General features: G+C 49.1%; 14 protein-coding genes. 1 reads left to right on the top strand and 13 read right to left on the bottom strand.

The genetic code is table 11. The features are described from left to right. Nucleotides 1-10: 10 nt before the first annotated feature. Both iscR and trmJ read right to left on the bottom strand, forming a co-directional pair. A complete protein-coding gene (iscR, locus tag EHS89_RS09780; RefSeq protein ID WP_124925953.1) occupies nucleotides 11-496 on the bottom strand; it encodes a Fe-S cluster assembly transcriptional regulator IscR in 486 nt (161 codons plus the stop codon). Nucleotides 497-664: 168 nt separating this feature from the next. Then, nucleotides 665-1,399, bottom strand: coding sequence for a tRNA (cytosine(32)/uridine(32)-2'-O)-methyltransferase TrmJ (gene trmJ / locus EHS89_RS09775; protein ID WP_124925985.1), 735 nt, complete (start codon nucleotides 1,397-1,399; stop codon nucleotides 665-667). Between the two features lie 132 nt (nucleotides 1,400-1,531). On the opposite strand from trmJ, the gene EHS89_RS09770 reads away from it, so the two are divergent. After that, nucleotides 1,532-2,344, top strand: a complete 813-nt coding sequence (locus tag EHS89_RS09770) for an inositol monophosphatase family protein (RefSeq protein WP_229753750.1) — start codon at nucleotides 1,532-1,534, stop codon at nucleotides 2,342-2,344. A gap of 118 nt (nucleotides 2,345-2,462) precedes the next feature. On the opposite strand, the gene EHS89_RS09765 is transcribed toward EHS89_RS09770, so the two are convergent. The 11 genes from EHS89_RS09765 to tsaE all read right to left on the bottom strand — a co-directional run bounded on the left by EHS89_RS09765 (nucleotide 2,463) and on the right by tsaE (nucleotide 13,973). Continuing rightward, complete coding sequence (locus tag EHS89_RS09765) at nucleotides 2,463-3,758, bottom strand: adenylosuccinate synthase (protein ID WP_124925952.1); 1,296 nt, start codon at nucleotides 3,756-3,758, stop codon at nucleotides 2,463-2,465. Between the two features lie 34 nt (nucleotides 3,759-3,792). After that, complete coding sequence (locus EHS89_RS09760; RefSeq protein ID WP_124925951.1) at nucleotides 3,793-4,977, bottom strand: ATP phosphoribosyltransferase regulatory subunit; 1,185 nt, start codon at nucleotides 4,975-4,977, stop codon at nucleotides 3,793-3,795. Between the two features lie 24 nt (nucleotides 4,978-5,001). Continuing rightward, nucleotides 5,002-5,199, bottom strand: a complete 198-nt coding sequence (locus EHS89_RS09755) for a DUF2065 domain-containing protein (RefSeq protein ID WP_124925950.1) — start codon at nucleotides 5,197-5,199, stop codon at nucleotides 5,002-5,004. Between the two features lie 135 nt (nucleotides 5,200-5,334). Continuing rightward, entirely contained in the window at nucleotides 5,335-6,210 is an 876-nt protein-coding gene (gene hflC, locus EHS89_RS09750) for a protease modulator HflC (RefSeq protein WP_124925949.1), read from the bottom strand. Beyond that, entirely contained in the window at nucleotides 6,210-7,403 is a 1,194-nt protein-coding gene (hflK, locus tag EHS89_RS09745; protein ID WP_124925948.1) for an FtsH protease activity modulator HflK, read from the bottom strand. Before hflK ends, hflC begins: the two co-directional genes overlap by 1 nt. Nucleotides 7,404-7,461: 58 nt before the next feature. Beyond that, nucleotides 7,462-8,781: a ribosome rescue GTPase HflX gene (gene hflX, locus EHS89_RS09740; protein ID WP_124925947.1), complete on the bottom strand. Its 1,320-nt coding sequence runs from the start codon at nucleotides 8,779-8,781 to the stop codon at nucleotides 7,462-7,464. Between the two features lie 8 nt (nucleotides 8,782-8,789). After that, entirely contained in the window at nucleotides 8,790-9,026 is a 237-nt protein-coding gene (gene hfq, locus EHS89_RS09735) for an RNA chaperone Hfq (RefSeq protein WP_124925946.1), read from the bottom strand. A 119-nt stretch (nucleotides 9,027-9,145) separates the two neighbouring features. Next, the gene (miaA, locus tag EHS89_RS09730) at nucleotides 9,146-10,123 is read right to left on the bottom strand and encodes a tRNA (adenosine(37)-N6)-dimethylallyltransferase MiaA (RefSeq protein WP_124925945.1); all 978 of its coding nucleotides are present in this window, start codon (nucleotides 10,121-10,123) and stop codon (nucleotides 9,146-9,148) included. Then, nucleotides 10,089-12,029, bottom strand: coding sequence for a DNA mismatch repair endonuclease MutL (gene mutL, locus EHS89_RS09725; RefSeq protein ID WP_124925944.1), 1,941 nt, complete (start codon nucleotides 12,027-12,029; stop codon nucleotides 10,089-10,091). The genes miaA and mutL overlap by 35 nt, the downstream gene beginning before the upstream one ends. A 30-nt stretch (nucleotides 12,030-12,059) precedes the next feature. Beyond that, nucleotides 12,060-13,400 carry an N-acetylmuramoyl-L-alanine amidase family protein gene (locus EHS89_RS09720; protein ID WP_124925943.1) on the bottom strand — a complete coding sequence of 447 codons (1,341 nt, stop codon included), beginning with the start codon at nucleotides 13,398-13,400 and terminating at the stop codon, nucleotides 12,060-12,062. Between the two features lie 66 nt (nucleotides 13,401-13,466). Beyond that, nucleotides 13,467-13,973 (bottom strand): tRNA (adenosine(37)-N6)-threonylcarbamoyltransferase complex ATPase subunit type 1 TsaE, encoded by a 507-nt coding sequence (tsaE, locus tag EHS89_RS09715; RefSeq protein ID WP_124925942.1) that lies wholly within the window; start codon nucleotides 13,971-13,973, stop codon nucleotides 13,467-13,469. Nucleotides 13,974-13,981: the final 8 nt, after the last annotated feature.

Here is a 13,981-nt window from a genome sequence, read left to right as displayed (position 1 = left end):
ATTTATCAGATCAGGCAGTTACTTTTGCTGAAATAAGTGAGTCTTCAAATGACGCTAGCTGCTCTCTGTCCTGTCGCTCAGCAACAGTTTTAACATCTTTACGTGTCATCAGATCAGCCAGACTGATCTGACTCAAAAAATCATGGATCTGACTACTCAGATCACACCACAGATGATGAGTAAGACAGGTATTTCCATCCTGACAGCCACCGCTATGTCCACAGCCGGTCGCATCAACAGATTCATTCACCGCATCAATCACCTGGGCAACATCAATATCTCGCTGCTCTCGATTCAACTGGTAACCACCACCAGGACCACGTACACTTCGCACCAGTTCATTGCGACGCAATTTGGCAAACAGCTGCTCAAGGTAGGACAACGATATGCCCTGCCGCTCAGATATATCCGCCAGACTGACTGGTCCCTCGCCCGCATGAATCGCCAGATCCAGCATTGCTGTCACCGCATAGCGGCCTTTAGTCGTTAATCGCATCGCACCATCTCTCCATCATCTGCTTGTCCTGCGACAAAGCTGGGAGCATTATGCAATACCCTACCTTTTTGGTCAACTATTTAACCAACTAATTCAGTCAGGCTTTAATGGTTTTATAAACGGCTGCGAATTCTAGCAGCTTTTGATTACAAACACCGCCCTGAAACGTCATCGTCGCCCATATTTCTGCACCGCCGACAGCATTCCACGTAAAACATTAACTTCTATCTTATCAGGCACCGCCCTCAGCAATAATCGACGCAAACGCGGCATCAGATTGCGTGGCTTTTCAGGGTCTAGAAACTCGATCTCTGTCAGGGTTTGCTCCAAGTGGCCAAACAACAATTCCAACTCACGATTTTCAGCAAGCTCAACATCCCAGTCCGTTCCCCACTGCGGCTTATCCGAATCAACAGACAACAGTTGCGCCATGCGCAGCTCGTAGGAAATCACCTGTACGGCTGCAGCCAGATTCAACGAGCTAAAATCTTCATTCACAGGGATATGCACATGATGATGACAACGCTGCAACTCATCATTGGTCAGCCCGCGATCCTCACGCCCAAACACAATCGCAATTTTAGTTTCTTGTGGTAACGGCGTCACAATAGAAGCCAACTCACGAGGATTCACCAGTGGCCAGGGAATGGTTCTGCTGCGTGCACTGGTACCTACCACAAGATGACAATCTGCCAACGCCTGATCAAGATCTTCCACCAACAATGCACTATCCAGCAGATCACCCGCACCTGCTGCGCGTGCTACTGCATCGGCATGAGGAAACGTTTTCGGCTTCACCAGACAGAGATCGGTCAACCCCATATTCTTCATCGCCCGGGCTACTCCACCAATATTTCCGGGATGAGTTGTGTTCACCAGCACGATTCGGATGTTTTCCAGCATTTTTTGACCATTATCTGTAAAAAAGAAGCGCATTTTATCAGATAATAGCGAACTATTAATCATGAGCTGTTCTTTCCGCGACAACTGTTTTGTATAATGCTCGCTTTGGTCCCTTATATTGGTGTTTAACTGATGCAACCGATGGTTAATATCGCCCTGCGCGGAGCTCGCGTCGCAGGTGAACAGATCGCCCGTTCTGTAGAACGTCTTGATCTGATCAAATCTGAGCAATCCAGTGTCACCGAGTTTCTCGAAGACACTTGCAAGCAAGCTGAACGCACTATCGTTAACACGATCCATAAGGCGTACCCTGATCACAAGATCGACTGTGAATACACCGGCACTCACAAACCTGAAGACAAGGTTTGTGATGTTGTATGGACAGTTAATCCGATCGACAGCATCTCTAACTTCTCCAACGCTCTGCCGGTGTTTGCCCTGAGCATCGCCTGCCACCAAAGCGGCAAGTTAGAGCATGCAATCATCCTGAACCCGATTACCGGTGAAGAATTCACCGCAAGCCGGGGTCGTGGAGCTCAGCTAAACGGAAAGCGTTTGCGCGTAAGCAATAACAAAACTCTGGATGGCTGTCTGATCGGTAGCGGCTTCTTCGGCCGCAACAGCGACAAAGCTCACCTGGATTCTTTCCAGCAGATTTTTAAGAACATCACAATGGAAAGCGGCAGCATTTACAGCGGCGGCTCTCCGGCACTTAATCTTGCATACACTGCAGCAGGTCGCTTAGATGGTTTCTTCCAGATCGGTCTGAACCAGTGGGAAATGGAAGCCGGTGTTCTGATGCTTCAGGAAGCTGGCGGTCTGATGTCAGATTTCACCGGCAACAACAACTATCTTAAGTCTGGCAATCTGGTTGCCGGCAACCCTAAGATTCTAAAAGCGCTGTTACAGAACATTCGTCCAGCAATGACTGATGAACTGAAGTAACCGCACTGATTAATAAAAGCCGGGCAATGCCCGGCTTTTTTATGCCTTTAAATCACCCTAAAACAGACACAAAAAAGCCCGATACTAATGATCGGGCTTTTTTATACTCAACTAACGTTTACGCATCAAACGGATGACGCAAGACGATAGTTTCAACCCGGTCAGGACCAGTTGAAACGATGTCAATCGGCGCACCAACCAACTCTTCCAGTCGCTTGATATAAGCAATAGCAGCAGCAGGCAGCGCATCCATAGACTGGGCACCCAGAGTAGTTTCAGTCCAGCCCGGCATCTCTTCGTATACTGGCTGTACCGCTTCGTAATCTTCGCTACCACTCAGAGAACTTACAGCGTTACCCTGCGCATCTTTGTAGCCAACACAGATTTGAATACTTTCCAGCCCATCCAGCACGTCCAGCTTAGTCAGACAGATACCGGAAACAGAGTTAACCTGAATCGCATGTTTAAGCGCAACCGCATCAAACCAACCACAGCGGCGTGCACGACCAGTCGTCGCACCGAACTCATGACCACGCTCAGCCAGACGCTCGCCGATTTCACAATCCAACTGTGTAGGGAAAGGACCTGAACCTACACGGGTAGTGTATGCCTTAGTAATACCCAGAACATAATCCAGGTACAACGGACCAAAACCACTACCGGTAGAAGTACCGCCAGCCGTGGTATTAGATGAAGTTACATAAGGATAGGTACCGTGATCGATATCCAGCAGCGAACCCTGCGCACCTTCAAACATGATGTTTTCACCACGCTCACGGTACTCATGCAACTGCGCCGTCACATCAGTCACCATAGGACGCATAACCTCAGCCATTTCCAGCGCTTCTTTCAGCACTTCATCATAGCTAACCGGCTCAGCATTATAGTAGTTCTGCAGCATGAAGTTATGATATTCCATCACCTCTTTCAGCTTCACAGCAAAGCGTTCTGGATTCATCAGATCTTCCAAACGCAGACCACGACGCGCTACTTTATCTTCGTATGCAGGACCAATACCGCGACCGGTAGTACCGATTTTAGCATTACCACGCGCAAGTTCACGCGCCTGATCCATTGCGATGTGGTATGGCAGAATCAGCGTACAAGCAGGGCTCAGACGCAAACGTTCACGCACTGGAATACCACGCTCTTCCAGCTCAGCCATCTCTTTCAGCAGAGCTTCAGGTGATAGCACTACACCATTACCGATCATGCACAATACGTTCTCACGCAGGATACCGGATGGAATCAGGTGCAAAACCGTTTTCTCACCATCAATTACCAGCGTGTGACCTGCGTTGTGACCGCCCTGAAAGCGCGCCACTGCAGTAGCCTGATCTGTTAACAGGTCGACGATTTTACCTTTACCTTCGTCGCCCCACTGCGTTCCTAAAACAACTACATTTTTGCCCATTGGTTGTCTCTAGCGTTTAATCAATCTTGAAAATTTACAGGCTCTTGAGAACCCAAGTTCCATCCTGCTGTACCAACTGATGAGTAAACTGCTGCGCATCTTCCACAACAGAGTCATCTAACAGCTGAACAACACGCTCACCCTGAGCTCTCAGCTTAGTCACAGCTTCCTGCACTGCTGAATCACCGAATCCCGGCGCCAGAATTACTTTCTGACCTGACTTATCAGCCAGCAGAGAAAGCTCAACCAGCGTTTTCAGATCAGCACTGAATCCGGTTGCCGGACGGGCCCGACCAAAGTCACGCCCAACCTCATCATAACGACCACCCTTCGCTACCGCCTGACCAAAACGTGGTACATAAGCAGCAAAGACAATACCGGTATGATAGTTATAACCCCGCAATTCACTGAGATCGAAATACAGATCCAGCTGCGGATAGCGCTGACTAATCTGATCTGCAAGTGCATCCAGATAATCCAACGCCTCAATGATAGATGTGTCTTGCGCAGTAAAACTACTGCGCGCCTGCGCCAACACCTCACGCCCACCATGCAGCGTCGGCAACAAGGTAAGATGAGCTTTAACCTCATCAGACAGGTCTGACTCACGCAGGAAGCGACCAATTTCTGGCAGATCCTTACGCTGTAGTAATTCGAAATATTCAGCTTCCTGATTATCAGTCAGCTTCGCTTCAGCCATCAGACCACGGTATATACCCACGTGACCCAGATCCAGGCTTAATTCCTGATTCACCTGCATCGCGTCCAGTGTTTCGACCATCAGCGATATGATTTCAGCATCACTGGCAACACCTGAATGACCAAACAACTCAGCACCAACCTGCAGAGGATTACGGGAAGCAAGTGGATTGGCAGGAAGAGTATGCAATACGGTGCTGCAGTAACAAAAACGCACCGGCCCATTACTGGTCAGATGATTTGCATCGATACGCGCAACCTGCTGAGTAATATCAGCCCGCACGCCTAACATACGACCGGTCAGCTGATCTGTTACCTTAAAGGTATTCAACTCAAGATCGCGACCTACACCCACTAACAGCGAGTCCAGATTCTCTATCAGCGGGGTCATCACTAATTCATAGCCCCAGCTATCGTACAGATCAAGCAAACGACGACGCGCAGCTTCTACCTGTAGTGCTTGAGGTGGCAACACCTCTTTAACGCCGTCTGGTAACAACCAGCGCTCAGCCAACGTCATGTAACTCTCCGGAAATACGATGGATCAGTTAAATATATACAGCAGAATGACACCTGCCATCATGCTTATAAAACCTGTAATGCGTAGCCCCCGATTACTTACCAGCCCAAGCTGATGAACCAGGTTTCGCCAACGCTGAGGATAGAGAAAAGGCACTATGCCTTCCAATACCAGCATCATACAGAAACCTATCAGTAACTGATGCCAGAACGGCGAATCCATACCTCTACCCCAACAAACAGCAAAGCCGTCACATAAAAAAACCGGGTTATGACCCGGTTTGCGGAATTCTACCACGGAATAGCTGTCAGAGTGCAGCCTATTCCGCGTATTTTTTATACAACCTTCAGCGAATAGTTATTGCTGCGGCTTCTGCTCTCCCATATAGCGGAAGAATTCACTATCTGGCTTCAGAACCATAATATCGCCCTGCTGACCAAACGCTTCTTTATAAGCATTCAGACTACGATAGAACGAATAAAATTCAGAATCCTGAGTATAAGCATCGGCATAAATCCTTGCCGCTAGCGCATCACCTTCACCACGCAGCGATTGAGCTTCACGATATGCGTTCGCTTCGATAACCGCTTTTTGACGATCAGCATCGGCACGAATACCTTCTGCAAGCTCCTGACCACGAGAACGCAATTCACGCGCCTCACGCTCACGCTCAGTACGCATCCGGTCATATACTGAGTTGGATACTTCCTGCGGCAGATCGATCTTCTTAACCCGAATATCAATCAGCTCAATACCCAGCTCATCTTTGGTCTCAGCACTGAGTGATTCAACCAGCTCAACCATCAACTCATCACGCTCACCCGACACAACCTCTGTCAGAGTACGCTCACCAAACTGATTTCGCAGACCAGCATCAACGTTAGGGAATAGCAGGTCAGCCGCTTTGTACTGATCACCGGAAGTAGCGGTGTAATACTTTTGCGGATCAACAACGCGCCACTTGATAAAAGAGTCAACGATCAGACGCTTTTTCTCAATTGTCAGATAAGCCTGAGGCTGCGCATCTAGCGTCAGAATCCGGCCATCAAATTTACGTACTTTGTTAATCACCGGGAACATTACATGTAAACCCGGCTCGATATCAGAATTAACGATCTCACCGAACTTAAGCAATACAGCCCGATCAGTTTCTTTGATGATATACAGAGAGTTAAAACCAACCATCAGCAGTAACAGGGCGATTACCACCCCGGTCATAGATTTACCTGACATTAGCGTGCCTCCCTACGTGTAGTTTGCTGACGCTGACGAAGCTGATCAACCACCTGATTGGTAACTTCACGCAACTCATTACTGCTCAGACGACCACCTGAAGTCCCGCTAATTGTCCGCGGGCGATTCTCAGTTAACTTATCCAGCGGCAAATACATCATGTTATTACCACCTTCAACATCAACCAACACCTTAGTGTTGTTCGAAAGAACCGTCTCCATCGCATCCAGGTACAGACGCTCACGGGTAACCACAGGGGCTTTCTTATATTCAGTTAACAAAGCAACGAAACGTTCCGCGTCACCTTCTGACTGCGCAACAACCCGCTCACGGTAACCGTTAGCTTCCTCTTTCATCCGCTGCGCAATACCACGCGCCTCAGGAATAATTCCGTTTCGGTAAGATTCAGATTCGTTAATCGAACGCTGCTCATCCTCACGGGCCTTGATTACATCATCGAATGCGTCCTGCACCTGCGAAGGCGCTTTCGCTTCTTTAATGTTGACCTGAGTGATACGCAAACCGGTCTGATAATCTGTCATATAGCCCTGCAAGCGAGCCTTAACATCAACACCCAGCACTTCCCGGCCTTCGGTCAGAATAGAGTTCATTTCAGACGAACCCACGGTGTGACGCAAAGCAGATTCTGAAGCATGCCCCAGGCTTATTTCAGGATCGCGCACCTTTAACTTAAAGCTGGCAGGGTCCGAAATAACATACTGCACTGTCATGCTGACATCGACGATATTCTCATCTTCGGTCAGCATCAGTGAACGATGCTCATAAGCGTTTACGCGGGTAACGTTAACCGTCATCACATCATCAATCAGTGGAGGGTTCCACTGCAGACCAGGCATTACGGTTTCACTGTACTTACCTAAACGCAGCACGACACCACGCTCCTGCTGGTCGACGGTATAGACACCCATCACAGCCCAGCCAACAAGTATAACCAGTGCAATAACACCAAAGAAGCCAGCGGATGAAGCAGGTCCGGAACCGGAACCACCACTACCTTTGCTGCCGCCACTTTTACCAAAAATACCGTTCAGTTTTTCCTGCAATTTTTGCAGTGCTTCGTCAAGATCAGGTGGTCCCTGATCATTGCCGCCGCCACCGCCACCACGACGATCTCCGCCGTTGTTCCAGGGATCCTGATTTTTCCCGTTACCACCAGGCTCATTCCAAGCCATACTGTTCTCCGTTTATAGAACTGTTTAAACGATTTAAAAAAATTGTAAGTAGCCAGCCTTAACTATGCAACCATTCCGGTTTATTGACATCAGCACCCAGGTATCGTTCAGGTGCAATGTTCATTCGGCTTAACAGTTGCAGCAGATCTTTTCTTTGCAAGCGAACTTCCAAACTGATCTGCCCCTCATCATCTACCATCTCATTCAGGACTGCACCCTGCGAGTAGAATTGAGCACGTAAGTTACCCTCTTCAGGCCTTAAGCTTAGCTGTTCATGAAAGATATCGTCAGCCAGAAGTTCAGATATTGCCTCAAACAGCAATTCAACCCCTGCACCGGTCACCGCTGACAGCCAGACCCGTACCGGGCGACCCTCTTCATTGCGATCAATCCGGGGCTGAGCACTTTCCATCATGTCGATCTTGTTATACACCTCGAGAGTTAGCACATCTTCTGCACCGATCTCCCCTAATACCGAATGTACCTCATCAATGTGCGACTGGCGATCATCATCAAAGGCATCAATCACATGCAACAACAATGTAGCATCAGTTGTTTCCTGCAAAGTAGCACGAAACGCTTCCACCAATTTATGTGGCAAATGACGGATAAATCCTACTGTATCAGCCAGAATTGCCGGACCAACATCCTGCAATTCAACCCGACGCAGAGTTGGATCCAGTGTCGCAAACAACTGATCTGCAGCATACACCTCAGCATCAGTGACATTATTGAATAATGTCGACTTACCCGCGTTGGTATAACCCACCAGAGATACTGTTGGTACTGCAGAGCGACTCCGGGCACGACGACCCTGCTCACGCTGCTTACGAACTTTATCCAGCCGCTTAAGGATACTTTTGATCCGCGCCCGCAACAGACGTCGGTCAGTTTCCAGCTGGGTTTCACCCGGACCACGTAAGCCGATACCACCTTTTTGTCGTTCCAGGTGGGTCCAGCCACGAATCAAGCGAGTGGACATATGCTCCAGCTGAGCCAGCTCAACCTGCAGTTTACCCTCATGGGTTCGGGCACGCTGAGCAAAAATATCCAGAATAAGACCGGTACGGTCTAGTACACGACATTCGAGCTCGCGCTCGATATTTCGTTCCTGACCCGGACTCAGTGCATGGTTAAAGATCACCAGTTCAGCTTCGTGCAGACGCACAAGATCCCTGAGCTCTTCAACCTTACCTGAGCCTATAAAAGTTTTGGGATTGGGGATACTGCGAGATCCGGTAAGAAAAGTTACCGGATCGGCACCAGCGGACAGAGCAAGTTCTTCCAGCTCTTTTGGACTTTCCCGGTCCGCCTCGTCAGCCATATCAATGTGAACAAGAATGGCTCTCTCGCCAGACTCGGGACGCTCAAAGAACAATGAAAACCTCAGTCAGCAGATTCATCACCCTGTGGCAATTTAACCGGACGAGCCGGTACCACAGTTGAAATAGCGTGTTTATAAACCATCTGACTAACAGTGTTTTTCAGAAGAATAACGAACTGGTCGAACGACTCGATCTGGCCCTGTAATTTAATACCGTTTACCAAAAAGATAGACACAGGTACCCGTTCTTTACGCAGTACGTTTAAATAAGGGTCTTGTAACGATTGCCCTTTTGACATTGGAAGCTCCTTCCTAAGAGTATGTGGTGCACTGCGGTAGGGATGAAAAAGTTAACACCGCCGCGCAAAATGCTGTCACAAAAAAGCCGGACAGCTCAAAAAAATGTTTCAGTACTGCATTATATAATGATCCCTTCCAATAATTTCAAGGCATTATTGGTTAATTTAGGGTCTGCAGTTTCAAAATGGTGAAGATTTTCCCAACTTCGCAACCAGGTCACCTGCCGTTTAGCCAACTGACGGGTAGCGATCACCCCTTTTTCAATCATTGTAGGGTAATCCCATTTACCTTCAAAATACTCCCACATCTGGCGATAACCTACACAGCGCATTGAAGGCATGTTCAGATCCAGATCACCTCGATGCCAAAGTTTTCTGACCTCTTCTTCAAATCCCTGCTCCAACATTATATGAAAGCGCTGCTCAATTCTTTCATGTAACGTTTTACGCTCCTGCGGCATAACACAGAGCTGGGTAACATCATAAGGCAGACGTTGCGACTCTTGCTCCTGCCATAGTTCTGTCATAGAACGCCCTGTTAGCTCATATACCTCCAGGGCCCGCTGCATACGCTGCGGATCATTTGGGTGAATACGCTGCGCTGATTTGGGGTCAACCGCTTGCAAGCGCTGATGCAGATGATCCCAACCATACTGCTCTGCCTCCTGCACTAGCCGATCACGAATAGCCTGATCAGCCTGGGGTAATTTCGCCAACCCTTTCAGTAACGCCTGGTAATACAGCATAGTGCCGCCCACCAGCAGAGGGATCTTACCTGCAGCAGTGATCTCAGCCATCTGTGCCAGGGCATCACGACGAAAATCAGCCGCTGAGTAAGCTTCCGCAGGATCCAGTATATCCACCAGCCGATGGGGATATCGCGCAAGAAACTCCGCATCAGGCGTCGCTGTACCTATATCCATCTGCCGATAGATCATCGCAGAATCAACACTGATAATTTCGCAGGGCAACTGATCATATAGCGCCATCGCCAAATCAGTTTTACCCGATGCCGTAGGCCCCATTAAGAAAATAGCTGGCGGTAATTGTTGTTCACTCACGCTACTGGCCTCGCATAAACAGACCGTCGAGGTCATTCATCGACATCTGAGTCCAGGTTGGACGACCATGATTACACTGGCCACTACGTTCAGTCTGTTCCATATCCCGCAGCAAGGCGTTCATTTCAGGCAAAGTTAGCTGCCGATTGGCCCGCACTGAACCATGACAGGCCATCGTCGCCAACAATTCGTTAGTATGTTGCTGAATTTTCTGACTACTGCCAAACAGAGTCATTTCACCTAACACATCTAAAATCAACTTACTGACATCTGCACTGGCAAGCGCGACCGGAACCTGACGAATAACCAGTGTCTCTTCGCCCATTCGGGCAATTTCAAAACCCAGCTTAGAAAAGACATCTGCCTGCTCTTCTGCGGAATCCGCTTCATTCGCACTGACCGCCATACTGACAGGGACTAACAATGGCTGACTGCGCACCCCTTCAGCCTCATAGGCTAGCTTCATTCGCTCATACACGACCCGTTCGTGGGCGGCATGCATATCCACCACAACCAACCCGGCATCATTCTGTGCCAGGATAAAGACACCGTGCAACTGCGCGATGGCATATCCCAGCGGCGGACAAAGTTCATCGGTCGCGTCAGCGGTAGCCTGAGATAAACCGGACTGTCCGGTATCACTGATTACCCGCTCAGGATGGAGACTGGCATAACCTGCAATCTGATCCCGCACTTGCCCGGCGCCAGGTCGATCAGGCAGGCTGCCCGACTTATAGCCCGACTGATAACCAAATCCCGCCGTGGCTGAGTTCGCACTATGACTGGAGCTGCGCGGTAAACTATCCGATTGCAACTGATGCAAAGGCATCCGGTTCTGTTCAAAACTTTGCTGGTTCAACGCCGACCCCGGAGAAGCGCCTAATAATGCACTGGCCGCCGCCCCGGAAATGGCCGGTTCGGTACCTTGCTCAGGACGTATATCCGCAATAACCCGATGAGTGGTGCGGAAAATAAAATCATGAACCAGCCGACTTTCCCGGAATCGCACCTCATGTTTTGTCGGATGCACGTTCACATCGACTAATTTCGGATCCAGCTCCATATAGAGCACATAGGCAGGATGCCGGCCATGATAAAGCACATCCTGATACGCCTGACGCAGGGCATGAGCAACCACCCTGTCCTTAATGATACGACCATTGACAAAGAAGTATTGCAGATCTGCCTGACTGCGGGAAAATGTTGGCAGCCCTACCCAACCCCATAAGCGCAATCCTGAAGCTTCGGCACTGACATCCACCTTCATTGAGTTTTCAATAAAGTTCGGCGACAACAAGGAAGCGATGCGACGTTCCTGTTCAGCTTCACCCGGTGCCGGTCGTAGCTGATGAATAACTTTCTGATTATGACGTAGCGTAAAACCGACATCGAACCGACTTAATGCCAGCCGCTTAACTACCTCTTCGAGATGTTTAAATTCTGTTTTATCGGTTTTCAGGAACTTACGTCGTGCCGGAGTATTAAAAAACAGATCCCGCACTTCAACAGTCGAGCCTTCCGGGTGAGCAGCCGGCGTTAGCTCAGCCACCATATCCCGCCCTTCGGTTTGTACCTGCCAGGCACTATCCTGATCAGCTGTACGTGCTGTCAGAGTTAAGCGCGAAACGGAGCTGATTGACGCTAGCGCCTCACCACGAAAACCGAGGCTTTCAACCGCCTCAAGATCATCAAGGTTACGTATCTTACTGGTCGCATGACGGCTCAGAGCCAGAGGCAGATCATCTTTATCAATGCCACGGCCATCATCCCGCAACCGAATTAGCTTTACACCACCCTGCTCAATATCCAGCTCTATCCGGCCAGCACCTGCATCAAGACTATTTTCAAGAATCTCTTTAACCACCGAAGCGGGGCGTTCAACAACTTCACCGGCTGCGATCTGGTTGGCCAATCGCGGTGTTAGTAACTGTATACGGGACATAGGATCTGTGTGTTTGAATAGATAGATAAATTAACTGGCGGGAATCTTCAAAACCTGACCAATACGGATATGATCAGCATTTTTTAACCCATTCGCTTTTCGCAATGCGCTCAACGATACACCGTTCCTGCTGGCAATAACAGAAAGAGTATCTCCACGCTTAACCTTATGACTGACGGCAACAGACTTAGCAACTGTACTGCCACCATTCTTCTGCCATGCCAACAAGGTTAACGCCGGTGGCTTCGCCTTAAAGTGAGCTTTAATCCCGGCAAAAATAGCCTGAGCCATCTGCTTTTGATAAGCCCTGGATTTTAATTTTCTCGCCTCTTCAGGGTTTGTTATAAAGCCTGTTTCAACCAGAATCGAAGGGATATCCGGTGACTTTAGAACCACAAAGCCCGCTTGTTCCACCCGTGTTTTATGCATACGGGCAAACTTACTGACATTCCGATGAATACTTCGGGCTATCTCACGGCTATCACTTCGACTTGCTGTCATCGACATATCCAGCAACACTTTAGCCAGCACATCATCTTTATCTTCAAGGCTCACGCTACCGACACCACCAATCAGGTCAGCACCATTCTCTTTACTTGCCAGCCAACGCCCCATCTCACTACTGGCCCCCCGGGGAGATAACACCCATACCGACGCACCACGGGCACGTTTATCATTGAAGCCATCCGCATGAATTGAAACGAACATATCAGCATTTGCTTTACGCGCCCGTTTAGTACGGTTACGCAAACTAATATAGTAATCACCATCACGGGTCAGCTTGGGTGCAAAGCCCGGCTCTTTAGCCAGCAACGCTTTCAGTTCACGGGCGATACCCAGCACCACTGTTTTCTCTTTTACCCGGCCAGGCCCAACAGCACCCGGATCTTCTCCGCCATGGCCTGCATCGATAGAGATAACGACATCCCGTAGAGTGGCAGGATTGCTCACTGACGCCAGCGCAGTTTTCTGTGGCTGCGACTCTTTTGTTTCCCGGTGCAGATCAACAACTAACCTGTGTCCGTATTTGGCATTAGGTTTAAGCGCAAAGCTTTTAGGCTTAACCGATTCTTTCAGATCCAGCACAATACGCAGATCTTTACCGCCGTTACGCGTTCCTGAGCGCATTAACGATAATGGACTCTTGGCCAGATCAACCGCCGCCAGATTCGAGGTCAGGCTCGCGCCACTAACATCCAGAACTATCCGATCAGGTTTGCTCAGAGTAAAAAGCTTATGCTGTACAGCAGCTGTGAGATCAAATACCAACCGGGCATGATCCGGTGCTATCCAGATACGCACATTTTTCACCTCTGCGGCAAAAACACTGCTACTCAGCAACATTCCTGTCAGAAGCAAAACTCTCAACATAAGCTGTGTCACAAATCTGTTTATCATAATCGCGTAAGCAAACTCTCTGAAGTTCTAAGATTTACCTTATTCAGTAAACGGGTCTTCACCGGTAGCCGTCAGGCATCCATTCAGTTTATCGGCCAGACACCGGCCTTTTTCAGTCTGAGGTTGCCAAGTAATCCTGCGCCCCCGTTGTTCAACGCTGATATTAAGCTGCAAGTCCGCAACCGGTAATACCCCTTCACCCCGTTCCGGCCACTCAATCAGACAGATCCCTTCATCGGTAAAGTAATCCCGGATACCAAGATACTCCAGCTCTTCAGGGTCACCCAGGCGATAAAGATCAAAATGAAACACCGAACGTTCATCAAATTCGTAAGGTTCCACCAGCGTATAGGTAGGACTCTTAACAGAACCTTGATGACCAAAGCCTTGTAACACCCCCCGACTCAGCGTGGTTTTACCCATCCCCAGATCACCATTCAGGAAAATCACTTCACCACCAGCGGTGGACCGGGCAATCAATTTACCCAACTGAACCATTCCGGACTCATCCGGGACAAATACACTATTTTCAATTTGCTGTGGCACCGGGCCTT

The sequence above is a fragment of the Amphritea balenae genome (assembly GCF_003858655.1).
Classification (GTDB): domain Bacteria; phylum Pseudomonadota; class Gammaproteobacteria; order Pseudomonadales; family Balneatricaceae; genus Amphritea; species Amphritea balenae.
This window is presented reverse-complemented; position numbering and strand designations above follow the sequence as displayed.